This window comes from Ramlibacter sp. AN1133 (assembly GCF_037890035.1).
Lineage (GTDB): Bacteria > Pseudomonadota > Gammaproteobacteria > Burkholderiales > Burkholderiaceae_C > Ramlibacter.
Genome location: NZ_JBBKTQ010000007.1, coordinates 251,093 through 272,645, shown reverse-complemented (window position 1 = coordinate 272,645; position 21,553 = coordinate 251,093). Strand labels below are relative to the sequence as shown.

21 protein-coding genes are annotated in these 21,553 nt (G+C 70.4%); 19 read left to right on the top strand and 2 right to left on the bottom strand.

The annotated features are described in order from the left end of the window. Positions 1–111 precede the first annotated feature (111 nt). The 15 genes from WG923_RS12605 to WG923_RS12535 all read left to right on the top strand — a co-directional run bounded on the left by WG923_RS12605 (position 112) and on the right by WG923_RS12535 (position 14,883). The gene (locus WG923_RS12605; protein WP_340351309.1) at positions 112–924 is read left to right on the top strand and encodes an SDR family oxidoreductase; all 813 of its coding nucleotides are present in this window, start codon (positions 112–114) and stop codon (positions 922–924) included. 188 nt (positions 925–1,112) lie between these two features. Continuing rightward, entirely contained in the window at positions 1,113–2,297 is a 1,185-nt protein-coding gene (locus WG923_RS12600) for a lipid-transfer protein (protein WP_340351338.1), read from the top strand. Positions 2,298–2,304: 7 nt separating this feature from the next. Then, the gene (locus tag WG923_RS12595; protein WP_340351308.1) at positions 2,305–2,748 is read left to right on the top strand and encodes a MaoC family dehydratase N-terminal domain-containing protein; all 444 of its coding nucleotides are present in this window, start codon (positions 2,305–2,307) and stop codon (positions 2,746–2,748) included. Between the two features lie 10 nt (positions 2,749–2,758). Then, on the top strand, positions 2,759–3,184 hold the full coding sequence (locus tag WG923_RS12590; RefSeq protein ID WP_340351307.1) for a MaoC family dehydratase: 426 nt from the start codon (positions 2,759–2,761) through the stop codon (positions 3,182–3,184). Positions 3,185–3,197: 13 nt separating this feature from the next. Further along, positions 3,198–4,025 carry an SDR family NAD(P)-dependent oxidoreductase gene (locus WG923_RS12585; protein ID WP_340351306.1) on the top strand — a complete coding sequence of 276 codons (828 nt, stop codon included), beginning with the start codon at positions 3,198–3,200 and terminating at the stop codon, positions 4,023–4,025. 1 nt (position 4,026) lies between these two features. After that, positions 4,027–5,181, top strand: coding sequence for an acyl-CoA dehydrogenase family protein (locus tag WG923_RS12580; RefSeq protein WP_340351305.1), 1,155 nt, complete (start codon positions 4,027–4,029; stop codon positions 5,179–5,181). Then, positions 5,181–6,857 carry a long-chain-fatty-acid--CoA ligase gene (locus WG923_RS12575; protein WP_340351304.1) on the top strand — a complete coding sequence of 559 codons (1,677 nt, stop codon included), beginning with the start codon at positions 5,181–5,183 and terminating at the stop codon, positions 6,855–6,857. Before WG923_RS12580 ends, WG923_RS12575 begins: the two co-directional genes overlap by 1 nt. Continuing rightward, positions 6,854–7,648, top strand: a complete 795-nt coding sequence (locus tag WG923_RS12570; protein WP_340351303.1) for an enoyl-CoA hydratase/isomerase family protein — start codon at positions 6,854–6,856, stop codon at positions 7,646–7,648. The genes WG923_RS12575 and WG923_RS12570 overlap by 4 nt, the downstream gene beginning before the upstream one ends. 19 nt (positions 7,649–7,667) lie before the next feature. Further along, positions 7,668–8,573 carry an SDR family NAD(P)-dependent oxidoreductase gene (locus WG923_RS12565; protein WP_340351337.1) on the top strand — a complete coding sequence of 302 codons (906 nt, stop codon included), beginning with the start codon at positions 7,668–7,670 and terminating at the stop codon, positions 8,571–8,573. Between the two features lie 42 nt (positions 8,574–8,615). Next, positions 8,616–9,821, top strand: a complete 1,206-nt coding sequence (locus tag WG923_RS12560) for an acetyl-CoA C-acetyltransferase (RefSeq protein WP_340351302.1) — start codon at positions 8,616–8,618, stop codon at positions 9,819–9,821. Between the two features lie 11 nt (positions 9,822–9,832). After that, complete coding sequence (locus tag WG923_RS12555; protein ID WP_340351301.1) at positions 9,833–10,987, top strand: acyl-CoA dehydrogenase family protein; 1,155 nt, start codon at positions 9,833–9,835, stop codon at positions 10,985–10,987. A 26-nt stretch (positions 10,988–11,013) separates the two neighbouring features. Then, positions 11,014–11,988 carry a Bug family tripartite tricarboxylate transporter substrate binding protein gene (locus tag WG923_RS12550; protein WP_340351300.1) on the top strand — a complete coding sequence of 325 codons (975 nt, stop codon included), beginning with the start codon at positions 11,014–11,016 and terminating at the stop codon, positions 11,986–11,988. Positions 11,989–12,032: 44 nt separating this feature from the next. Then, positions 12,033–12,998, top strand: a complete 966-nt coding sequence (locus tag WG923_RS12545; protein ID WP_340351299.1) for a Bug family tripartite tricarboxylate transporter substrate binding protein — start codon at positions 12,033–12,035, stop codon at positions 12,996–12,998. Then, complete coding sequence (locus WG923_RS12540) at positions 12,995–14,530, top strand: class I adenylate-forming enzyme family protein (RefSeq protein WP_340351298.1); 1,536 nt, start codon at positions 12,995–12,997, stop codon at positions 14,528–14,530. Before WG923_RS12545 ends, WG923_RS12540 begins: the two co-directional genes overlap by 4 nt. Continuing rightward, a complete protein-coding gene (locus tag WG923_RS12535; RefSeq protein WP_340351297.1) occupies positions 14,530–14,883 on the top strand; it encodes a hypothetical protein in 354 nt (117 codons plus the stop codon). The genes WG923_RS12540 and WG923_RS12535 overlap by 1 nt, the downstream gene beginning before the upstream one ends. Positions 14,884–14,922: 39 nt before the next feature. Here the strand turns inward: WG923_RS12535 and panB are convergent, their stop codons facing one another. After that, positions 14,923–15,726, bottom strand: a complete 804-nt coding sequence (gene panB, locus WG923_RS12530) for a 3-methyl-2-oxobutanoate hydroxymethyltransferase (protein ID WP_340351296.1) — start codon at positions 15,724–15,726, stop codon at positions 14,923–14,925. A 94-nt stretch (positions 15,727–15,820) separates the two neighbouring features. Here panB and WG923_RS12525 point away from each other — a divergent pair, with 94 nt between their 5' ends. The 3 genes from WG923_RS12525 (at position 15,821) to WG923_RS12515 (ending at position 18,680) form a co-directional block, all read left to right on the top strand. Next, positions 15,821–16,042: a hypothetical protein gene (locus WG923_RS12525; RefSeq protein WP_340351295.1), complete on the top strand. Its 222-nt coding sequence runs from the start codon at positions 15,821–15,823 to the stop codon at positions 16,040–16,042. A 153-nt stretch (positions 16,043–16,195) separates the two neighbouring features. Beyond that, the gene (trhA, locus tag WG923_RS12520; protein WP_340351294.1) at positions 16,196–16,843 is read left to right on the top strand and encodes a PAQR family membrane homeostasis protein TrhA; all 648 of its coding nucleotides are present in this window, start codon (positions 16,196–16,198) and stop codon (positions 16,841–16,843) included. Between the two features lie 103 nt (positions 16,844–16,946). After that, complete coding sequence (locus WG923_RS12515; RefSeq protein ID WP_340351293.1) at positions 16,947–18,680, top strand: CHASE3 domain-containing protein; 1,734 nt, start codon at positions 16,947–16,949, stop codon at positions 18,678–18,680. Positions 18,681–18,720: 40 nt separating this feature from the next. On the opposite strand, the gene WG923_RS12510 is transcribed toward WG923_RS12515, so the two are convergent. After that, positions 18,721–19,146 (bottom strand): hypothetical protein, encoded by a 426-nt coding sequence (locus WG923_RS12510; protein ID WP_340351292.1) that lies wholly within the window; start codon positions 19,144–19,146, stop codon positions 18,721–18,723. 122 nt (positions 19,147–19,268) lie between these two features. Between WG923_RS12510 and WG923_RS12505 the strand changes: the two genes are divergently transcribed. Beyond that, positions 19,269–21,506 carry an NADP-dependent isocitrate dehydrogenase gene (locus WG923_RS12505; RefSeq protein WP_340351291.1) on the top strand — a complete coding sequence of 746 codons (2,238 nt, stop codon included), beginning with the start codon at positions 19,269–19,271 and terminating at the stop codon, positions 21,504–21,506. The last annotated feature ends 47 nt before the right edge of the window (positions 21,507–21,553 follow it).

The following is a 21,553-nucleotide window of genomic DNA, read 5'->3' as shown; positions in this document are numbered from 1 at the left end:
CGGTTTCGCCAGGTCCTTTGGCGCTTCCCGCCATTGGACTCGGGCGCTGCGCGGCCTAAGCTCGCCGCTTTCGGATGCTGCAGGAGGCCGGCTTCGCGCCGCGGTGAACCCATGGACCTTTCCGCCCTCGATTTCACCGGCCGCCACCTGTTCGTGGCCGGCGGTTCCAGCGGCATCAATTTCGGCATCGCCCAGGCGTTCGCCCGCGCCGGTGCCCGCGTGACGGTGATCAGCCGCTCGCCCGACAAGGTGGCCGCGGCGGCGCGGCAGCTCCAGGCGCTGGGCACGCAGGCGCTGGGGCTGGCCGCCGACGTGCGCCACCCGGACTCGCTGGAGCGCGCGTTCGCCGCCGCGAGCGCGCGCTTCGGCCCGATCGACGTGCTGGTCTCCGGCGCGGCCGGCAACTTCCTGGCGAGCGCGCTCGACATGTCGCCGAACGCGTTCAAGACGGTGGTGGACATCGACCTGCTGGGCAGCTTCAACGTGGCACGGCTGGCGCACGCCCACCTGCGCAAGCCGGGCGCCTGCGTGATCCAGATCTCCGCCGGCCAGGCCTTCACGCCGACCCCCTTCCAGGCGCACGTGTGCGCCGCCAAGGCGGGCGTCGACATGCTGACGCAGGTGCTGGCACTGGAGTGGGGACCGCTGGGCGTCCGCATCAATTCCATCGTGCCCGGGCCGATCGCCGGCACCGAGGGCCTGAAGCGCCTGGCGCCCACCGAGGAAACCCTGGACGCGATGACGCAGCGCGTGCCGCTCAGGCGCCTGGGCCGCATCGAGGACATCAGCCGGATGGCCATGCTGCTGGCGAGCGACTGGGGCTCCTGGATCACCGGCGCGATCATCCCGGTCGACGGCGGCCTCGCCCTGACCGGCCCGCGCGACTTCTCGGCGGCAGCGGCGGCGTCGCGGCGAGACAGGTGATGGCCGGCGCGGACCGGGCCGGGCTGCAGCACGCGCCGGGGCAGGCCATGGGCACCTTCCACCTGCGCGATCCGGCCTGATCGTTTCCGCCAATCCTTTTGGCCCGTTCCGCGATTGCTGCGCCTCGCGCGCAAGCCGAGACTGCGCAGCATCGCCCCGATGTCCCTCCAGGAGCTTCCATGACCAGAATGCAGCGCCCCGTCCACGTGGTCGGCGTGGGCATGATCCCCTTCACCAAGCCCGGCGCCAGCGATCCCTACACGGTGATGGGCCAGCGCGCGGCCAGGCTGGCGCTGGAGGATGCCGGCGTCGCCTACGAGCTGGTGCAGCAGGCCTACGTGGGCTACGTGTACGGCGACTCCACCGCCGGCCAGGCGGCGATCTACGGCGTGGGGCTCACGGGCATCCCCGTCTTCAACCTGAACAACAACTGCTCCACCGGCTCCAGCGCGCTGTTCCTGGCGCGCCAGGCGGTGGAAAGCGGAATGGTCGAGTGCGCGATCGCGCTCGGCTTCGAGCAGATGCAGCCCGGCGCGCTCAAGGGCGCCTGGGACGACCGGCCCTCGCCGATGGCGAAGTTCGCTTCGGCGATGACCGAGAAGCAGGGCTTCAGCCGGGAAGCGCCGCGCGCGGCGCAGTTCTTCGGCGGCGCCGGGCGCGACTACATGGCGCAGTACGGCATCAAGCGCGAGACCTTCGGGCGTATCTCCGTCAAGGCGCGCCAGCACGCCGCGCGCAATCCGCTGGCCGTGTTCCGCCAGACGCTGACGCTCGACGAGGTGATGGCCTCGCCGCCCGTGTTCGACCCCCTCACGCGCTACCAGTGCTGCCCGCCCACCTGCGGCGCCGCCGCCGCGATCGTCTGCTCCGCGGAGTTCGCTCAGAAACACGGCCTGGACACCGGCGTGGTGATCGCCGCGCAGGCCATGACGACCGACACGCCCTCGACCTTCGAGAGCCACGACATGCGCAAGCTGGTGGGCTACGACATGACGGTCGCCGCCGCCAAGCAGGTCTACGAAGCCGCCGGCATCGGCCCGGAGGAGCTGGACGTGGTGGAGCTGCACGACTGCTTCACCGCCAACGAGCTGATCACGTACGAGGCGCTGGGCCTGACGCCCGAAGGCACGGCCGAGAAGTTCATCGTCGACGGCGACAACACCTACGGCGGCCGCATCGTCACCAATCCCTCCGGCGGCCTGCTGTCCAAGGGGCATCCGCTGGGCGCCACCGGCCTCGCGCAGTGCTACGAGCTGGTGCAGCAGCTGCGCGGCAAGGCCGAACAGCGCCAGGTGGAAGGCGCGCGGCTGGCGCTGCAGCACAACCTGGGCCTGGGCGGCGCCTGCGTCGTCACCTTGTATCAGGCGGTTTGACGCAGCCATGATCGACAAGCGTCACATCGGCCACGCGTTGCCGGCCTTCCAGGTCGAAGTCGAGAAGGGGCGGCTGCGCTTCTTCGCCCAGGCCACCGGCCAGGACGATCCGGTCTACACCGACGAAGCCGCCGCGCGCGCCGCCGGCCACCCGGGCCTGCCGGTGCCGCCCACTTTCCTCTTCTGCCTGGAGATGGAGTCGCCCAACCCCGCCGCGCTGCGCGAGTTGCTCGGCATCGACTATCGGCGCATCCTCCATGGCGAGCAGGGCTTCAGCTTCCACCGCCTGGCCTACGCCGGCGACACGCTCACCTTCCGTCCGCAGATCGCCGACATCTACGACAAGAAGGGCGGCGCGCTGGAGTTCGTGGTGCGCAGGACCAGCGTGCACAACCAGCGCGACGAGCTGGTGGCGCAACTGCGCTGCGTGACTGTCGTGCGCAACGCCTGAGGGACACGCGATGACCACCACGCTTCCCGACTGGAACGCACTGCAGAGCGGCGACGCGCTGCCCGCGCTGGAACTGCCGCCGCTCACGCGCCATACGCTGGCCCTGTACTGCGGCGCCTCCGGCGACCACAACCCGATCCACGTCGACATCGACTTCGCGAAATCCGCCGGCATGCCGGATGTGTTCGCGCACGGCATGCTGTCCGCCGCCTGGCTGGCGCGCGTGCTCACCGGCTGGGTGCCGCAATCGGCCATCCGATCGCTGGACATCCGCTTTGCCGCCATCACGCACGTGGGCGAACGCATCACCTGCACCGGCCGCGTGGTGGAGAAGTTCGAACAGGCCGGCCAGCGCTGCGCGAAAGTGCAGCTCGCCACGGTCAACCAGGACGGCAGCACGAAGCTGACCGGCGAGGCGCTGCTCGCCTGGAACTGACAAGGAAGACACCATGAACCGCAAACTCGAAGGCAAGGTCGCCCTGGTCTCCGGCTCCGGCCGCGGCATCGGGCGCGAGATCGCGCTGAAGCTGGCGTCCGAGGGCGCCCGCGTCGTCATCAACGACCTCGACGTCGAGCCGGCGCAGCAGACCGTGGCCGACATCCTCGCGGCCGGCGGCATCGCCACGGCGTGCGCGGGCAGCGTCACCGAGGCCGGCTTCGCCGACCGCTTCGTGCGCACCGCCACCGACACCTACGGCGGCCTGGACATCATCGTCAACAATGCCGGCTACACCTGGGACAACGTGGTGCAGAAGATGACCGACGAGCAGTGGGAAGCCATGCTCGCCGTGCACCTGACGGCGCCCTTCCGCATCCTGCGCGCCGCCTCCAACTACATCCGCGACGCGGCGAAGAAGGAAGCGCAGCAGGGGCTCGAGGTGTTCCGCAAGGTGGTGAACGTGTCCTCCACTTCCGGCGTGTACGGCAACGCCGGCCAGGCGAACTACGCCGCCGCCAAGGCCGGCATCAACGGCCTGACCAAGGCGATGGCCAAGGAGTGGGGCCGCTACAAGGTCAACGTCAACAGCGTCGCCTTCGGCCTGATCAGAACGCGCCTCACCGAGGCCGACGCCACCGCCGGCGCCAGCATCGACATCGCCGGCCAGCAGATCCGGGTGGGCGTGAACCCGCAGATCCTGAAGAACGCCGAGTCCACCATTCCGCTGGGCCGTGGCGGCACGCCGCAGGAAGCGGCCGGGGCGGTGTACCTGTTCTGCATTCCCGAGTCCAACCACGTCAGCGGGCAGGTGCTGGTCTGCGGCGGCGGGAAGCCCTGAAATGCAGGTCCGGCGCCCCTGGATGGACGAGGAGCTGGAGCTGCTGCGCGACACGGCGCGGCGCTTCTTCGAGCGCGAGTGCGTGCCCAACGACGCACGCTGGCGGGCCCAGCACCATGCCGACCGCGCCATCTGGAACAAGGCGGGCGCCGCCGGCCTGCTGTGCGCCAGCATCCCGGAGCAGTACGGGGGCGGCGGCGGCAGCTTCCTGCACGAGGCGGTGATCTGCGAGGAGCAGATGCGCGCCATGGCGCAGGGCTTCAGCAACAACGTGCACAGCGGCATCGTCGCCCACTACCTCCTGGCCTATGGCAGCGAGGAACAGAAGCGCCGCTGGCTGCCGCGCATGGCGAGCGGCGAACTCGTCGCTGCCATCGCCATGACCGAGCCGGGCGCCGGCACCGACCTGCAGCGCATCAAGACCCAGGCCCGACGCGACGGCGATGCCTGGCGCATCACGGGCAACAAGACCTTCATCACCAACGGCCTGCACGCGGGGCTGGTGTGCGTGGCGGCCAGGACCGACGCCACCGGCGGCGCCAAGGGCATCTCGCTGCTGATGGTGGAGACCGAGGGCAGCGCGGGCTTCCGTCGCGGCCCGCTGCTGGACAAGCTGGGGCAGAAGACGCTGGACACCACGGAGCTGTTCTTCGACGACGTGCGCATCCCGGCCGCCAACCTGCTGGGCGGCGAGGAAGGCTGCGGTTTCGCGCAGCTGATGGAGCAGCTGCCGCGCGAGCGCATGCTGATCGCCGTCGGCGCGGTGGCGACCATGCAGCGCGCCGTCGCCGACACTCTCGAATACGTGCGGGACCGCAACGTGTTCGGCGCGCCGCTGCTGAAGATGCAGAACACGCGCTTCAAGCTGGCCGAGTGCGAGACGCAGGTGCAGGTGGCGCGTGCCTTCGTGGACGACTGCATCGCCCGCCTGATGCGCGGCGAGCTGGACGTGCCCACCGCGGCGATGGCCAAGTGGTGGACCACCGACGCCTGCTGCCGCATCGTCGACGAATGCCTGCAGCTGCACGGCGGCTACGGCTTCATGAACGAGTACCCGATCGCGCGGCTCTATGCCGACGTGCGGGTGGGGCGCATCTACGGCGGCGCCAACGAGGTGATGAAGGAAATCATCGCCCGGGCGATGGAGAAGCAGTGATGGCCGCCAGCGACAGGCCGCATTTCCGGTACTGGCCCAAGGGCGTGGCGCGCGAGCTGGTGGTGCCGCAGGCCACCCTGCCGGAATACCTGGACATCGCCGCGCGCCGCTATCCGGACAAGCCTGCGATCGTCTACTGCGGCGGCATCGTGCGGTATGCCGAGCTGAAGCAGCGCGTGGATGCGATGGCGGCCTGCCTGTGCGAGGTGCTGGCCTTGCAGCGCGGCGACCGCGTGCTGGTGGCGAGCCAGAACTGCCCGCAGTTCGTGATCGCCTGCTATGCGACGCTGCAGGCGGGCGGCGTGGTGGTGCCGGTCAATCCCATGAGCAAGGCGCAGGAAGTGCGCTACTACGCGCAGGACAGCGGCGCGCGCATCGCGTTCGTGGCGCAGGAGCTGCTGGAGAACTTCGAGCCGGGCGTGGTCGAACGGATCGTGGTGCACGCGTACAGCGAGGCGGTGGGCCTCGATTGCGAGGACGAGATGCCCGGGTGGGTGCTGGAGCCGGTGCGGCCGATCGCACGCACGGACTGCGTGGCCTTCTCCGTCGTTTCCGCGAAGGCGGGAACCCGGGGCTTCCCGGAGCTTGATCCCACCGACCTCGCCATCCTCCCCTACACCTCCGGCACCACCGGCCACCCCAAGGGCTGCATGCACACCCACAGTACGGTGATCGCGTCGCTGGCGGCATCGCACGTCTGGAAGGGCCTGCACTGCGAGAGCGTGGTGCTCGCGGTCGCGCCCCTGTTCCACATGCTGGGCCTGCAGAACGGCATGAACATGCCGATCTTCCTCGGCGGCACCTCGGTGATGCTCCCGCGCTGGAACCCGGCGCTGGCCGCCCGCCTGATCGAGCGCCACCGCGTCACGGCCTGGACCGCGCCGCCGGCGATGATCCTGGACTTCTTCGCCAACCCCGAGGTGGAGCGGCGCGACATCTCCAGCCTCACGCTGCTGTCCGGAGGCGCCGCCGCCATGCCGGAAACCGTGGCGACCCTGATGCACGATCGGCACGGCATCACCTACAACGAGGGCTACGGCCTCACCGAGACCGCCTCCTTCCTGCAGGCCAACCCGCTCGCGCGCGGCAAGCGCCAGTGCCTGGGCATCCCGGCGCAGGGCGTCGACACCCGCATCGTCGATCCGGTCACGCTTCAGGAGTTGCCGCAGGGCGAGGTCGGCGAGCTGGTGACCCACGCGCCCCAGGTGATGACCGGCTACTGGCGCAACCCGCAGGCCGACCGCGACGCCTTCCTCGAGCTCGATGGCAAGCGCTTCTTCCGCACCGGCGACCTGGCCCATGTCGACGAAGAGGGCTACTTCTTCATGCGCGACCGCCTCAAGCGGATGATCAATACCTCGGGCTACAAGGTCTGGCCGGCCGAGGTGGAGAACATGATGTACGAGCACCCGGCGATCCACGAGGCCTGCATCATCGGCGTGCCCGACGCGAAGCAGGGCGAGGCGGTCAAGGCGATCGTCGCCCTCAAGCCGGGTTTCCGCGGCGAGGTGCGCGAGCAGGACATCGTCGACTGGGCGCGCGGCCGCATGGCAGTCTACAAGGCGCCGCGGCTGGTCGAATTCGTCGACGCTCTGCCCAAGTCGGGCACCGGCAAGATCCTCTGGCGCCAGCTGCAGGAGCAGCATGGCGCCGCCGTCACGAAGGAGAAAGCATGAGTGAAGCCGGCGTGCGCTTCGAGCGCCAGGGCAGCACCGCGGTGGTGACCCTCGACAACCCCGCCACCCGCAATGCGCTCACGCCCGAACTGAAGGAGGGCCTGGCCGCGGCGATCGCGAAGGTGAAGGCCGATCCGGAGATCCGCGCCGTGGTGCTGACGGGCGCCAACGGCGCCTTCTGCGCCGGCGGCGACCTGCGCGGCATCGCCGCGGCCGGCCAGCTGGAAAGCGACGCCCTGCGCGCGCGCATGCACGGCACGCACGCGATCCTCCGCGAGCTGCTGACGCTGGACCGCCCGGTGATCGCCGCCGTCGACGGCGCCGCCTACGGCGCCGGCTTCAGCCTGGCGCTGGCCGCCGACTTCGTGCTCGTGACGCCGCGCGCGCGCTTTTCCATGGTGTTCATGCGCATGGGCCTGGTGCCGGATTGCGGCGCCACCTACACGCTGCCGCGCGTGGTGGGCGCCCAGCGGGCGCGCGAGCTGTTCCTCTCTGCCCGCGAAGTCGGCGCGCAGGAGGCCCTGTCGCTGGGCATCGCGATGGAGCAGCACGAAGCCGACCGGCTGCTGCCGCGCGCCCTCGCACTGGCCGACAGCTTCGCTGCGGCCTCGCCGCTGGCCGTGAGCCTGGTCAAGCGCATCGCGCTGGATCCCGGCGCGCTCGACGCCGCCCTGGAGAACGAGGCCAACGCCCAGGCGCTGTGCTTCCAGACCACGCCGCACCGCCAGGCGGTGCAGCGCTTTTTCGACAAGCAGCCGCTGGCCTTCCAGTGGCCACTACAGGAGGAGTGAACCCATGGACGCAACGAAGATGGTGGAAGGCAAGGTCGTCGTCGTCACCGGCGCCGGCGGCGGCATCGGCCGCGACATCGCGCTCGCGATGGCGCGCGAAGGCGCGAAGGTGGTGGTCAACGACATCGGCGCCTCGGTCGCGGGCGAAGGCAAGGACGAAGGCCCGGCCCAGGCCGTGGTCAACGAGATCCAGGCCTTCGGCGGCCAGGCCGTGGCGAACACCGACAGCGTCTCCGAGCAGGCCGCGGCCGCCCGCATCGTCGCCACCGCCGTGGAAGCCTTCGGCCGCATCGACGTGGTGGTGAACAACGCCGGCATCCTGCGCGACCGCTTCTTCCACAAGATGAGCGCGGAGGAATGGGACGCCGTGATCAAGGTGCACCTGTACGGCAGCTTCTACGTCAGCCGCGCCGCCGCGCCGCACTTCAAGGAGCAGGAAAGCGGCTGCTACGTGCACATGACCTCCACCTCCGGCCTGATCGGCAACTTCGGCCAGGCGAACTACAGCGCGGCCAAGCTGGGCGTGGCCGCGCTGTCCAAGTCCATCGCGCTGGACATGCAGAAGTTCCACGTGCGCTCCAACTGCATTTCCCCCTTCGCCTGGAGCCGCATGATCGGCTCGATCCCCGTCGAGACGCCGGAAGAGCAGGCGCGCGTCGACCGCCTGAAGCAGATGACGCCCGCCAAGATCGCGCCGCTGGCGGTGTGCCTGGCCAGCGATGCGGCGAGGGACGTCAACGGCCAGATCTTCGCCGTGCGCAACAACGAGATCTTCCTGATGTCGCAGCCGCGGCCGGTGCGCTCGGTGCACCGCAGCGAGGGCTGGAGCCCGCAGACGGTGGCCAGCCACGCGCTGCCGGCGCTCAAGGCGAGCTTCTACGACCTGGAACGCTCCGGCGACGTGTTCAGCTGGGACCCGGTGTAAGGCCGGCCCGCCCCATATCCACCCTTCACTGCGAGAGACATCATGAGAAGAGCCGCCATCGTCAGTCCCCTGCGCACGCCCATCGGTGCCTACGGCGGGGCGCTGCGCACCGTGCCCGTCGGCGAACTGGGCGCGATCGTGGCGCGCGCCGTCGTGCAGCGCACGGGGCTGGACCCCGCCCGCATCGACGACGTGATCTTCGCCCACGGCTATGCCAACGGCGAGACGCCCTGCACCGGCCGCTGGGTCGCGATGGCGGCCGGTTTCCCGATCGAGGTCGCCGGCCTGCAGGTGGACCGGCGCTGCGGCAGCGGCGTGCAGGCGATCGCGACGGCCGCCATGATGGTGCAGACCGGCGTGGCCGATGTCGTGATGGCCGGCGGCGTCGAGAGCATGAGCAACGTGGAGCACTACACCACGGACATCCGCTGGGGCAAGCGCGCCGGTTCCGTGACGCTGCACGACCGCCTGGAGCGCGGCCGCGTGCGCTCGCAGCCGGAGGAGCGCTTCGGCGTCATCAGCGGAATGATCGAGACGGCGGAGAACCTGGCGCGGGACTACCACGTCACCCGCGAGCAGGCCGACGCCTTCGCGATGCGCAGCCAGCGGCGCGCGGCGGCGGCCTGGGCCGACGGCAAGTTCGCGCAGGAGGTGGTGCCGGTCGACGTGCCCGGACGCAAGGGCGAAGTGACGCGCGTGGACCGCGACGAGGGCGTGCGGCCCGAGACCGACATGCAGTCGCTGGCCAAGCTCAAGCCGATCATGAAGGACGGCATCGTGACGGCCGGCAATGCCTCGCAGCAGAACGACGCGGCCGCGGCCTGCCTGGTGGTCGCGGAGGACCAGCTGGCGGCGCTGGGCCTGCAGCCCATGGCCTTCCTCAACGGCTGGGCGGTGGCCGGCTGCGAACCGTCGCGCATGGGCATCGGGCCCGTGCCGGCGGTGGCCAAGCTGTTTGCGCGCACCGGCCTGCGCATGGACCAGATGGACCTGGTCGAACTCAACGAGGCCTTCGCGCCGCAGGCGCTGGCCGTGGTGCAGGGCTGGGGCAGCTCGATGAACGAGCTGGAGGACCGGCTGAACGTGAACGGCTCCGGCATCTCGCTGGGCCACCCTGTGGGCGCGACCGGCGTGCGCATCCTCACCACCATGCTCAACGAGATGCAGCGGCGCGGCGCCCGCTACGGACTGGAGACGATGTGCATCGGTGGCGGCCAGGGCATCGCCGCGATCTTCGAACGCGCCTGAGGAACGTCACGATGATCCGCGACCCCGAAACGCTGCAGGCCCTGCTGGACTCCGTCGAGCGCTTCGTGCGCGAGCGGCTGGTGCCGGCCGAGGCCCTCGTCGCCGAGACCGACGAGATCCCGCAGGACATCCAGCGCGAGATGAAGGAGCTGGGCCTGTTCGGCCTGACCATCCCCGAGGAATACGGCGGCTTCGGCGCCACCATGGAAGAAGAGGTGATGGTGATGCTGGCCATGGGCCAGACCTCGCCGTGCTTCCGCTCGCTCTTCGGCACCACCGTGGGCATCGGCTCGCAGGGCATCCTCTTCGACGGCACCGAGGCGCAGAAGAAGAAGTACCTGCCCCGGCTCGCCACCGGCGAGCTGATCGCCTCCTTCGCGCTGACCGAACCCGAGGCCGGCTCGGACGCCGCCTCGCTGCGCACCACCGCGATCCGCGACGGCGACCATTACGTCGTCAACGGCACCAAGCGCTTCATCACCAATGCGCCGCATGCCGGGCTCTTCACGCTGATGGCCCGCACGAATCCCGAGGACAAGGGCGCCGGCGGCGTCTCGGCCTTCATCGTCGACGCGGACACCCGGGGCATCACCATCGGCAGGAAGGACCGCAAGATGGGGCAGCGCGGCGCCCACACCGCCGACGTCATCTTCGAGAACGCCCGCGTGCCGGCCAGCCAGTTGATCGGCGGCCGCGAGGGCCAGGGCTTCAAGACGGCGATGAAGGTGCTGGAGAAGGGCCGCATCCACATCGCCGCGATCTGCGTCGGCGTCGCCGAACGCATGCAGCGCGACGCGCTGAACTACGCGATCGAGCGCAAGCAGTTCGGCCAGCCGATCGCCGAATTCCAGCTGGTGCAGGCCATGCTGGCCGACAGCCAGGCCGAGATCTACGCGGCCCGCTGCATGGTGATCGACGCCGCCCGCCGGCGCGACCAGGGGCTGAACGTCTCGACCGAAGCCTCCTGCTGCAAGATGTTCGCCTCCGAGATGTGCGGCCGCGTGGCCGACCGCGCGGTGCAGATCTTCGGCGGCTCCGGCTACGTGGCCGACCACGGCATCGAGCGCTTCTACCGCGACGTGCGCCTGTTCCGCCTGTACGAAGGCACCACCCAGATCCAGCAGATCGTGATCGCCCGCAACCTCGTGCGCGAGGCGCGGCGCTGATCGCTTCCCACCCAGAGGAGACGCAGATGAAGACTTCGATGATGCGCAGGCTGTGCCTGGCCGCTGCCCTGGCGCTCGCGTTCGCAGCGCCCGGGTTCGCGCAGGGCACCTATCCCAGCCAGCCCCTGAAGCTCGTGGTCCCTTATCCGGCCGGCGGCGCCACCGACGCCCTGGCCCGCATGATCGCGCAGAAGCTGCAGGAGTCGTGGGGGCAGACCGCGATCGTGGAGAACAAGCCGGGCGCCGGCGGCACGATCGGCAACCAGATGGTGGCGCGGGCGCCCGCCGACGGCCACACCATCCTGATCGGGATCACGGCGCTGATCCAGCAGCCGCCCCTGATGGAGAAGCTGCCCTACGACCCGCTGAAGGACTTCGCGCCGGTGACGCAGATCGCCCGCAGCCCGTCGCTGTTCGTGGTGCCGCTGGACTCGCCGGTGAAGAGCCTGAAGGACTTCGTGGCGATGGTGAAGGCCAGGCCCGGCAAGTACAACTTCGGCACCTACGGCGCCGGCACCTCCGCGCACATCCAGGGCGCGCTGCTGAACATGCAGGCCGGCATCGACCTCGTGCACGTGCCCTTCCAGGGTTCCGCCCCGCTGCTGACCAACATCATCGGCGGGCAGGTCGCGTCCGCCTTCATCGACAGCGCCAGCGCCCGGCCGCAGCTGAAATCCATGCGGGTGCTGGCCGTCACCGGCACGCAGCGCATGCCCAGCCTGCCCGACGTGCCCACGCTGGCGGAACTGGGCTACCACTCGTTCGAGCCCTACGGCTGGTTCGGCGTGTTCCTGCCCGCCGGCACGCCGGCCACCGTGGTGCGCAAGCTCGGCGACGAGGTCGACCGCATCCTGCACCTGCCCGACGTGGCGGCGAAGATCGAAGGCCTGGGCCTGCAGCAGGCGGGCGGCAAACCCGAGGAATTCCAGAAGATCCTGCACACCGATTCGGCGATCTACGCGAAGATCATCAAGGACGCGAACATCCGGCTGTCGCAGTGATCCGGGGTGGCCGGGCGAGCACGAAACATACAAGGAGACAAGGCATGCAAGGATTCCAAGGATGGCGCCGCGCGCTGCTGGTGACGGCCCTGGCCGGCACCGCGGGCGCGCTGCAGGCGCAGCAGGTGCCCGCCACCGTGCGGCTGGTGGTGGGCTACGCCGCCGGAGGCCCGGTGGACCAGGCGGCGCGCACCATCGCGCCGGTGCTGGCGCGCGAGCTGGGCGCCACGGTGCTGGTGGAGAACAAGCCGGGCGCCAATGCCACCACGGCGGCCGACAGCGTGGCCAAGGCGGGGCCGGACGGCTCGCTGCTCTGGTTCGCGGCGAGCCCCACCGTCACGATCAGCCCGAACGTCATGAAGCTGCCGTTCGACCCGGCGAAGGACCTCACGCCGGTGGCGCCCGTCCTGAGCTACTACAACGTGCTGGTGATCAACAAGGACCTGCCGTTCCGCAACCTGCGCGAGCTCGTGGAATACGCCAAGGCCAACCCGGGCAAGGTCAGCTACGGCTCGGCCGGCGTGGGCGGCTCCAACCACCTCTCCGGCGAGCTGCTCGCGGCGCGCACCGGAACGAAGATGCTGCACGTGCCCTACAAGGGCAACGCGCCGGCCATGACGGACGTGATCGGCGGCCAGCTCACGATGATGTTCGACATCATCAGCACCGCCCGCACCTACATCGCGAGCGAGAAGGTGCGCGCCATCGCGGTCACTTCGCCCACGCGCAATCCGTCGCTGCCGCAGGTGCCGACCATGACCGAGTCGGGCATCCCCGACTACGAGGTGGGCGGCTGGTACGCGGTGTACGGCCCGGCCCAACTGCCCAAGGCGCTCGCCGCGCGCTACACGCAGGCCTTTGCCACCGCACTCAAGGACCCGGAGCTCAAGGCCAAGCTGGAAGCCGCCGGCTACGAGCTGTGGCACGGCGGGCCGGACACGGTGGACGCACGGGCGCGCAAGGAGCGCGGCATGTGGGCCACGGTCACCAAGGACATCAAGGTCGAATGAGCATGGCGGGCGCGCGCATCCACGAGCTGTTCGACGGCTGGCTGCAGCGCAGCCCGCACCGCGTGTTCCTGCACCTGCGCGGCGCGGACGGCGAGCCCGCCACCCTGACCTACGCCCAGGTGGGCGCGCTGGCCGACACGCTGGAAGCGGAGCTGCGCGCCGACGGCGTGCTGGCGGGCGACCGCGTGCTGGTGGTCGCGGAGAACTGCCCCCAGCACCTGGCGCTGATCCTCGCCTGCAGCCGCGTCGGCGCCTGGTCGTGCGGGGTGAATGCGCGCATGGCGCCGGGCGAGGTCGCCGCCTTTGCCGCCAAGGCCGATGCGCGCGTGCACTACTTCACCAGCGGTGCCTCGCGGGCGGCGACCGCGCACGCGCACCGCTTCGACGCGCGCCCCTCGGCCGTCGAGGGCCTGCTGCGCAGCGCGCCGCGCCCGCAGGCGGTGGCCGAGACCGGGCCGCTGGCGCAGCGCGTCGCCGCGATCATCTTCACTTCGGGCACCACGGGCGCCCCCAAGGGCGTGCTGATGACGCACGAGGGCGTGACGCATTTCGGCCGCGTCTCCGCCGCCTCGCGCAACCTGTGCGAGGAAGACCGCTCCTATGCCTACCTGCCGATGACGCACATCTTCGGGCTCGGCACGGTGCTGGTCGCATCGCTGCACGCGGGGGCGACGCTCCTGATGCGCACGGCCTTCGACCCGGCCGACACGCTGGACGACCTGGCCAACCACGGCGTGACGCAGCTGCAGGGGCCGCCGACGCTGTTCGCGCGCCTGCTCGCCCACATGGAGCAGATCGGCGTGGCGCATCCGCCGGCGCGGCACCTGCGCTACGTCTACACGGGGGCCGGGCCGCTCGACATGGCGCTGAAGAAGCGCGTCGAGGCCGCCTTCGGCCACCCGCTGCACCACGGCTACGGCCTGTCGGAATACGCGGGCTCGGTGCACCTGACGCGCCTGGGCGAATGGCGCCAGGACACTTCCGCCGGCTACCGCGTCGAGGGCGCGGAGCTGAAGATCGTGGACCCCGCCACCGGGCACGAGCTGCCGGCCGGCGAGCGCGGCGAGATCTGGATGCGCGGCGTGGGCCTCATGCCCGGCTACTTCCGCGATCCGCAGGCGACGGCGGCGGTGATGCGGGAAGGCGGCTGGTACGCCAGCGGCGACCTCGGCGAACTGCATGCCGACGGCGCGCTGTTCGTGGTGGGGCGGCTGAAGGAAATGATCATCCGCTCGGGCTTCAACGTGTACCCCGCGGAGGTGGAGGCGGTGCTCAACGCCTTCCCCGCCATCGCCCGCTCCGCCGTCGTCGGCCGGCCCGCGGCGGACGGCAACGAGGACATCGAGGCCTACGTGGAGCTGCGCCACGGCGCCGCGCTCGACGCCACGGCGCTGCAGGCCCACCTGAAGGAGAACCTGGCGCCGTACAAGCGGCCGGCGGTGATCCGCACCGTGACCGAGTTCCCGATGACGGGCAGCGGCAAGATCCTCAAGCGCAAGCTGCTGGAAGCCACCGCGGCGCAGGAGGCGTGATGGACACGGCGGGCGCTGGAAGCTATCGGCCGCAGACGCGCTGGTGCGGCGCGCTGCCGTATGCGGCCGAGCCGGCCAGGGAGCCTGCCGCCGGGAGGCCTGGCGAAGTGCGCGGCCGCGCCGCCAGCGCCGGCGACGTCCTGCTCGCGCAACTGCGGCGCGAGCTGCAGCGCGGGCACTGGCGCGTGGCCTTGCGCCACTTCCTGATGCTGCAGGCCTACGGCTACGAGGTGCCGCCGGCGGAGCGGCGCCACTGCCTCGAACGGGCGCAGGGCTGCGCCGGCCGGGAGTGGCGCAGGATCGAGGACGACGTGGCCGCGTGGGCGCAGTGCCTGCGGCGGGCGCGCACCTAGCGTCTCCATCCAACCGCGCGCGCGGCGCGGCAGCGCGGCTCAATAGCAGTGCAGCTGCGGATCGGGGAAGCTCGCGTCCTTGACGGCCAGCACGTAGCGGCGGATCGCCTCCTCGACGGAGCCGGCCCCCTCCATGAAGTTGCGCACGAAGCGCGGCGGCTTGCCGGGATTCAGCCCCAGCATGTCGTGCAGCACGAGCACCTGCCCGCCGCACCCCGGGCCCGCGCCGATGCCGATCACCGGGATGGGCAATTCGCGCGTGATCCTCTCCGCCACGGCGGACGGCATCAGTTCCAGCACCACCATGGCCGCTCCGGCGTCGGCCAGCGCCCGCGCATGCTGCAGCAGCACGCCCGCGCTGTCGTCGTCGCGGCCCTGGACGCGCCAGCCGCCGAGCGCGTGGACGGACTGCGGCGTCAGGCCCAGGTGGCCGCAGACGGGGATGCCGCGCTCCACGAGGAAGCGCACCGTTTCCGTGGTCCAGCCGCCGCCTTCCAGCTTCACCATGTGCGCACCGGCCTGCATCAGCGCCGTGGCGCTGCGCAGCGCCTGTTCGCGCGATTCCTGGTAGCTGCCGAACGGCAGGTCGCCGATGACCCAGGCCGTGCGGTTGCCCTGCGCCACGCAGCGCGTGTGGTAGGCCATCTGCTCCAGGGTCACGGGGACGGTGCTCGCCAGCCCCTGCAGCACCATGCCGAGCGAATCTCCCACCAGCATGCAGTCGACCCCGGCGGTGTCGAGCACGCCGGCGAAGGCCGCGTCGTAGCAGGTGAGCATGACGATCTTCTCGCCGGCGGCATGCATTTCGCGAAGGCGGTGCAGGCTGACAGGTTTGCGGGACACGTCGTTTTCCTCGCGCGCGGTTCTGGGGGGAGGCCATTCTGCTCCGGCGCGAGCGCCGGCCGGCAGCCGGACGCGATCCCGGCTACCATGGACCATGCTTCGCGAATTCGAATACAAGGGGCGCCGCGTGCAGGCGACGGTGCTGCCGGAGCAGGGCCGATGGGCCTACCGCATCGACGACGGGGAGATGCGCATGGTCCACGAGACGCGCGGCTCCATGGGGGAGGGCGACCTGTTCGCCCAGGCGCAGGCCGCGGCCAAGGCCGAGATCGACGGCGCGGACCGCTGGCGCGCGAGCCGTCCCGCGCCGCGCTGAAGATTCCCTTCGCGGCAGGAACGCGCCCGCACTGCGGCGGTGCGCCGTCCTGCGTGGCTTGCCTGCCGCTGTCGCACGGCGGCTGTGCGGAACGGACGACAGGGCGGGCCGCCCGGCGCCCGGAACATGCGTGCAGGAAGTACCGGACGCACCATGCCGCACACCCAAGCCCGAAGCCAGACCGCGAGCGAAGAGCTTGCCAACTCGCTGAGCCACGGCTTGGGTGCCGTCCTCGCCGCCATCTTCAGCCCGCAACTGATTGCCCGCTCCCTGGACGCCGGTGCCGTGCACGGCGTGGCGGCCGCGCTCTACTGCGGCTCCATGATCCTGCTGTTCGCCGTTTCGGCGGCCTACCACTGGCTGCAGCCAGGCGCCATGAAGGACCTGCTGCGCCGGCTCGACCACGCCGCCATCTTCCTGTTCATCGCCGGCTCGTACACGCCCTTCATGCTGGGCAGCGTGGCCGAGGCGGGCGGCACGTGGGTGCTGGCGATCGTCTGGACGATCGCGGCGCTCGGCATCGTCGCCAAGTGCGTCAACCGGCTCACGCACCCGGTGCTGTCCACCTCCCTCTACCTCGCGATGGGATGGGCCGCCGTCTTCATCCTGGAGCCCCTGATCAGCAACACCCCCTTCACGGGGGTGGTGCTGTTGGTGGCCGGGGGCGTGCTGTACACGCTGGGCGCGATCGTGTTCCACCTCGACGAGCGCATCCGCTACGCGCACCTGGTGTGGCACCTGCTCGTGCTGTGCGCGAGCGCCTGCCACTTCATCGCCGTGCTCGAATACGCGGTGCTCTGACGGCGGCCCGCTCCCGCGGGCGGCCTGTTCGCGACCCCGCGCGCAGCCCGCAACTTCGCGTTCCCGGGCCAGGGCCTCGCCTTTGCCTAGAATGCGCAGCGCGATGACCAAGCAGGACGGGCACCAGGCAGGCGGCAGCGGGCGGCGCGACCTGACCTTGTCGGGCTTCGTGGCCGCCTCGGTCACCCTCGCGTGCTTCGCGGCGGGCATGTACTGGGTCTCGCTGCAGCAGACCCGGGCGCAGGACTGGATCACCCACACCCACGAGGTGCTCGCCACCATCGCCACCACGCGCGCGGACCTGGTCGACGTCCAGAACGGTCAGCGCGGCTTCGTGATCACCGGCCGCACCGAGGACCTCCAGCCCTACGAGGCCGCCCGCCGGGCCATCGGCGCCGACGTGCAGCGGCTGCGCGAGCTCACCGCGGACAACCCGGCGCAGCAGGCGAGCACGGCCGACCTCGAGACCGCGCTCGGCCCGCGGCTGGCCAGCGCGGCGGCCATCGTGGAGGCGCGCCGCCGCGGCGGGATCGAGGCCGCCCGCGCGATCGTCGAGTCGGGCGAGCCGGCGCAGCAGATGCTGCAGTTGCGCGACGTGCTCCAGCGCATGGCCATCGAGGAATCGCGCCAGCTCGACCTGGCCCTGGACGAACACGAACGCGAGCTGCACACCTTCTGGGCGGGAATCGCCGCGATGGTCGCCGCCCTGGTGGCGGTGCTCGCCGTCTTGTACCGGCAGCAGCAGCGGCGCCAGCGGGCGGAGGAGGAACTGCTCGCGAGCGAGCGGCGCTTCCACGACATGACCGACAGCGTGAGCGAGTACGCCATCATGATGCTCGATGCGCAGGGCCGCGTGCAGACCTGGAACACGGGCGCGGCGCGCATCAAGGGCTATGCCGCGGCGGAGGTCGTCGGCGAGCATTTCTCCCGCTTCTTCACCCCGGAGGACCGCGAAGCCGGCGAGCCCGGGCGCGTGCTCGCCGCCGCGGCCCGCTCCGGGCGCTTTGCCACCGAGGCGTGGCGGGTGCGCAAGGACGGCTCGCGCTTCTGGGCCACCGTCGTGGTCGCGCCGATGAAGGACGCCCAGGGCAACGTCACCGGCTTCAGCAAGATCGTGCGCGACCTGACGCAGCGCCGCCAGGCCGAGGAGGCGCTGCGGGCGCGCGAGCTGTCGACGCGCCTGATCGCCGCGCAGGAGGAGGAGCGGCGCCACATCGCCCGCGAACTGCACGACGAGACCGGCCAGGCGCTGACGCTCATCCGCCTGCTCCTGACCGAGCTGGAACAGCAGCCGCACGCCGGCCCCGACAAGGCCGCCGAAGGCATGCGGCTCGTGGACCGGGCCATCGCCCACATCCGCGGGCTGTCGCTGCGCCTGCGTCCGCCCATGCTGGACGACCTCGGCCTGGCGGACGCGATCGACAGCGTGCTGGAGCAGCAGGCGCGCGCCAGCGGCTGGCGCGTCACCAAGGTGCTGCCGGAACTCGAGGACCGCCTGCCCGACGAGATCGAGACGGCGTGCTTTCGCATCTGCCAGGAGGCGCTCACCAACGCGGCCCGCTACAGCGGCGCGACGGAAGTGGCGGTCATCCTGCGCGTGGACGCCGAGGGGCTGGCGCTGGAGGTGCGGGACAACGGCCGCGGCTTCGAGCTCGCGCGCTACCAGACGCCCGAGGAGCGCAGGAAGCACTTCGGCCTGGTCTCGATGACGGAGCGCGCCGCCCTCGTCGGCGGCGAGCTGGCGATCACGACCGCGCCGGGCCAGGGCACCCGGGTGCGCGTGCGCCTGCCGCTGCGGGCGATGGACCTGGCCGGGCACGCGGGCGCGGACGCCTGAACGCTGGCGCCGGGCCGGTCCCAGCCGCGCGACCCGGGCCTCAACGCGCCGCAGCCTGGTCGAAGCACTGCTGTTCGGCCCTCGCCCGGGCCGCGTTGAGGTCGCGGGCGCGGCTGTCCGGCAGCGTGCAGTCCGAGGAGTCGTCCGGCGGCTCGAGCCCCGCGTCGCAGGACCGGCCGTTGCCGGGGGGGTGTGCCAGGCAGGCCACGCGCCGGGCGCGCTGCTCCCCCGCAGCCACGGTGCAGGCGCTGGCCCAGTAGACGTCGTGGATCATCGTGACGTTCTGCAGGCACCAGTCCATGTCCTTGCGGGCGCTGCTGCCCACCGGCGGCAGCGGCCGGGGGAGGGGGGCGGCGAGCAGCGCGCCCTGGGGCCAGCCGCCGGCGGCGCCGAGCAAGGCGTGGAGCGCAGCCAGCCCCACCAGCAGGATCGCTGCCGTGATTTCGGGGTGGTTCCGCAGGCGCATGCCGTCTCCGGGGTGCCATTCTTCCCGTTTTTGCGTTGTCATGGGGCTGTAGGGCAGGACCTCTACAATCGATGCAAAGCATCGCTTTACCGCCCGACCACCCCTTCGAGAGAGACATTCCCTTGGCTGCTGACCATTCCAGGATCATCTACACGCTCACCGACGAAGCCCCCTACCTCGCCACGCACTCCTTCCTGCCCATCGTGCGCACCTTCGCGCAGGCGGCCGGCATCGAAGTGGTCGAAAGCGACATCTCGGTGGCCCATCGCATCCTCGGCGAGTTCTCCGAATTCCTGAGCCCCGAGCAGAGGGTGCCCAACACCCTGGCGGAACTGGGCAGGAAGACGCTGGAGCCGGACGCCAACATCATCAAGCTGCCCAACATCAGCGCCTCGCAGAACCAGCTGCTGGCCGCGATCCGCGAGCTGCGCGCCAAGGGTTACATGGTCCCCGAGTTCCCCGAGAACCCGCAGACCGAGGAGGAGAAGTCCATCCGCCAGCGTTACGGCAAGGCCCTGGGCTCCGCCGTGAACCCGGTGCTGCGCGAGGGCAACTCCGACCGCCGCGCGCCGCGCGCCGTCAAGGAATACGCCCGCAAGCACCCGCACACGATGGCCGAGTGGAGCCCCGCCTCGCGCACGCACGTGTCGCACATGACGCACGGCGACTTCTACCACGGCGAGAAGTCCATGACGCTGGACAAGGCCCGCGACGTCAAGATGGAACTGGTCACGAAGTCCGGCAAGAGCATCGTGCTCAAGCCGAAGACCGCACTGCTGGCCGGCGAGATCATCGACTCCATGTTCATGAGCAAGAAGGCCCTGCTGGCCTTCTACGAGCAGCAGATCGAGGACGCGAAGAACACCGGCATGCTGTTCTCGCTGCACGTCAAGGCCACCATGATGAAGGTCTCGCACCCCATCGTGTTCGGCCACTGCGTCAGGATCTTCTACAAGGACGCCTTCGACAAGCACGGCAAGCTGTTCGACGAGATCGGCGTGAACGTGAACAACGGCATGGCCAACCTGTACGACAAGATCCAGTCGCTGCCCGAGTCCAAGCAGGAAGAGATCAAGCGCGACCTGCACGCCTGCCACGAGCACCGCCCCGAGCTGGCGATGGTGGATTCCGCCAAGGGCATCACCAACTTCCATTCGCCCAACGACATCATCGTCGACGCCTCGATGCCCGCCATGATCCGCCAGGGCGGCAAGATGTACGGCGCCGACGGCCGCCTCAAGGAGGTCAAGGCCGTGATGCCGGAGTCGACCTTCGCCCGCATCTACCAGGAGATCATCAACTTCTGCAAGTGGCACGGCGCCTTCGACCCGAAGACCATGGGCACGGTGCCCAACGTCGGCCTGATGGCGCAGCAGGCCGAGGAATACGGCTCGCACGACAAGACCTTCGAGGTGCCGGAAGACGGCGTCGCCAACATCACCGACCTGGCCACCGGCGAAGTGCTGCTCTCGCAGAACGTGGAGAAGGGCGACATCTGGCGCATGTGCCAGGTCAAGGACGCCGCGATCCGCGACTGGGTCAAGCTCGCCGTCACGCGCGCGCGCAATTCCGGCATGCCGGCCGTGTTCTGGCTGGACCCGTACCGCCCGCACGAGAACGAGCTGATCAAGAAGGTCAAGACCTACCTGAAGGACCACGACACCAGCGGCCTGGACATCCAGATCATGAGCCAAGTGCGCGCGATGCGCTTCACGCTGGAGCGCGTGGCCCGCGGGCTGGACACGATCAGCGTCACCGGCAACATCCTGCGCGACTATCTCACGGACCTGTTCCCGATCATGGAGCTGGGCACCAGTGCCAAGATGCTGTCGATCGTGCCCCTGATGGCGGGCGGCGGCATGTACGAGACGGGCGCCGGCGGTTCGGCGCCCAAGCACGTGCAGCAGCTGGTGGAGGAGAACCACCTGCGCTGGGATTCGCTGGGCGAGTACCTGGCACTGGCCGTGAGCCTGGAAGACGAAGGCATCAAGACCGGCAACGAGAAGGCCAAGATCCTGGCCAGGACGCTCGACGCCGCCACCGGCAAGCTGCTGGAGAACAACAAGAGCCCGTCGCCCAAGACCGGCCAGCTCGATAACCGCGGCAGCCAGTTCTACCTGACCCTGTACTGGGCGCAGGCGGTGGCCGCGCAGACCGAGGACGCCGAACTGGCCGCGCGCTTCGCGCCGCTGGCCAGGAAGCTGGGCGAGAACGAGCAGAAGATCGTCGACGAGCTCAACTCCGTGCAGGGCAAGCCCGTGGACATCGGCGGCTACTACTTCCCGGACCGCAAGAAGGTGACCGCCGTGATGCGCCCGAGCGCCACGTTCAACGCAGCGCTGGCGGCCGTCGCGGCCTGAAGCGAGGGGCGGCGCCGCCGGCTCCCAGGCCGCGGCGCAGCCCCGTT

Coding starts and splice junctions, on each gene's coding strand:
- WG923_RS12570 (WP_340351303.1), top strand. CDS start 6,854: ATGAGTGAAGCCGGCGTGCGCTTCGAGCGCCAGGGCAGCACCGCGGTG.
- WG923_RS12565 (WP_340351337.1), top strand. CDS start 7,668: ATGGTGGAAGGCAAGGTCGTCGTCGTCACCGGCGCCGGCGGCGGCATC.
- WG923_RS12560 (WP_340351302.1), top strand. CDS start 8,616: ATGAGAAGAGCCGCCATCGTCAGTCCCCTGCGCACGCCCATCGGTGCC.
- WG923_RS12550 (WP_340351300.1), top strand. CDS start 11,014: ATGAAGACTTCGATGATGCGCAGGCTGTGCCTGGCCGCTGCCCTGGCG.
- WG923_RS12540 (WP_340351298.1), top strand. CDS start 12,995: ATGAGCATGGCGGGCGCGCGCATCCACGAGCTGTTCGACGGCTGGCTG.
- trhA (WP_340351294.1), top strand. CDS start 16,196: ATGCCGCACACCCAAGCCCGAAGCCAGACCGCGAGCGAAGAGCTTGCC.
- WG923_RS12605 (WP_340351309.1), top strand. CDS start 112: ATGGACCTTTCCGCCCTCGATTTCACCGGCCGCCACCTGTTCGTGGCC.
- WG923_RS12585 (WP_340351306.1), top strand. CDS start 3,198: ATGAACCGCAAACTCGAAGGCAAGGTCGCCCTGGTCTCCGGCTCCGGC.
- WG923_RS12590 (WP_340351307.1), top strand. CDS start 2,759: ATGACCACCACGCTTCCCGACTGGAACGCACTGCAGAGCGGCGACGCG.
- WG923_RS12575 (WP_340351304.1), top strand. CDS start 5,181: ATGGCCGCCAGCGACAGGCCGCATTTCCGGTACTGGCCCAAGGGCGTG.
- WG923_RS12525 (WP_340351295.1), top strand. CDS start 15,821: ATGCTTCGCGAATTCGAATACAAGGGGCGCCGCGTGCAGGCGACGGTG.
- WG923_RS12580 (WP_340351305.1), top strand. CDS start 4,027: ATGCAGGTCCGGCGCCCCTGGATGGACGAGGAGCTGGAGCTGCTGCGC.
- WG923_RS12595 (WP_340351308.1), top strand. CDS start 2,305: ATGATCGACAAGCGTCACATCGGCCACGCGTTGCCGGCCTTCCAGGTC.
- WG923_RS12515 (WP_340351293.1), top strand. CDS start 16,947: ATGACCAAGCAGGACGGGCACCAGGCAGGCGGCAGCGGGCGGCGCGAC.
- WG923_RS12545 (WP_340351299.1), top strand. CDS start 12,033: ATGCAAGGATTCCAAGGATGGCGCCGCGCGCTGCTGGTGACGGCCCTG.
- WG923_RS12510 (WP_340351292.1), bottom strand. CDS start 19,146: ATGCGCCTGCGGAACCACCCCGAAATCACGGCAGCGATCCTGCTGGTG.
- WG923_RS12555 (WP_340351301.1), top strand. CDS start 9,833: ATGATCCGCGACCCCGAAACGCTGCAGGCCCTGCTGGACTCCGTCGAG.
- WG923_RS12535 (WP_340351297.1), top strand. CDS start 14,530: ATGGACACGGCGGGCGCTGGAAGCTATCGGCCGCAGACGCGCTGGTGC.
- WG923_RS12600 (WP_340351338.1), top strand. CDS start 1,113: ATGCAGCGCCCCGTCCACGTGGTCGGCGTGGGCATGATCCCCTTCACC.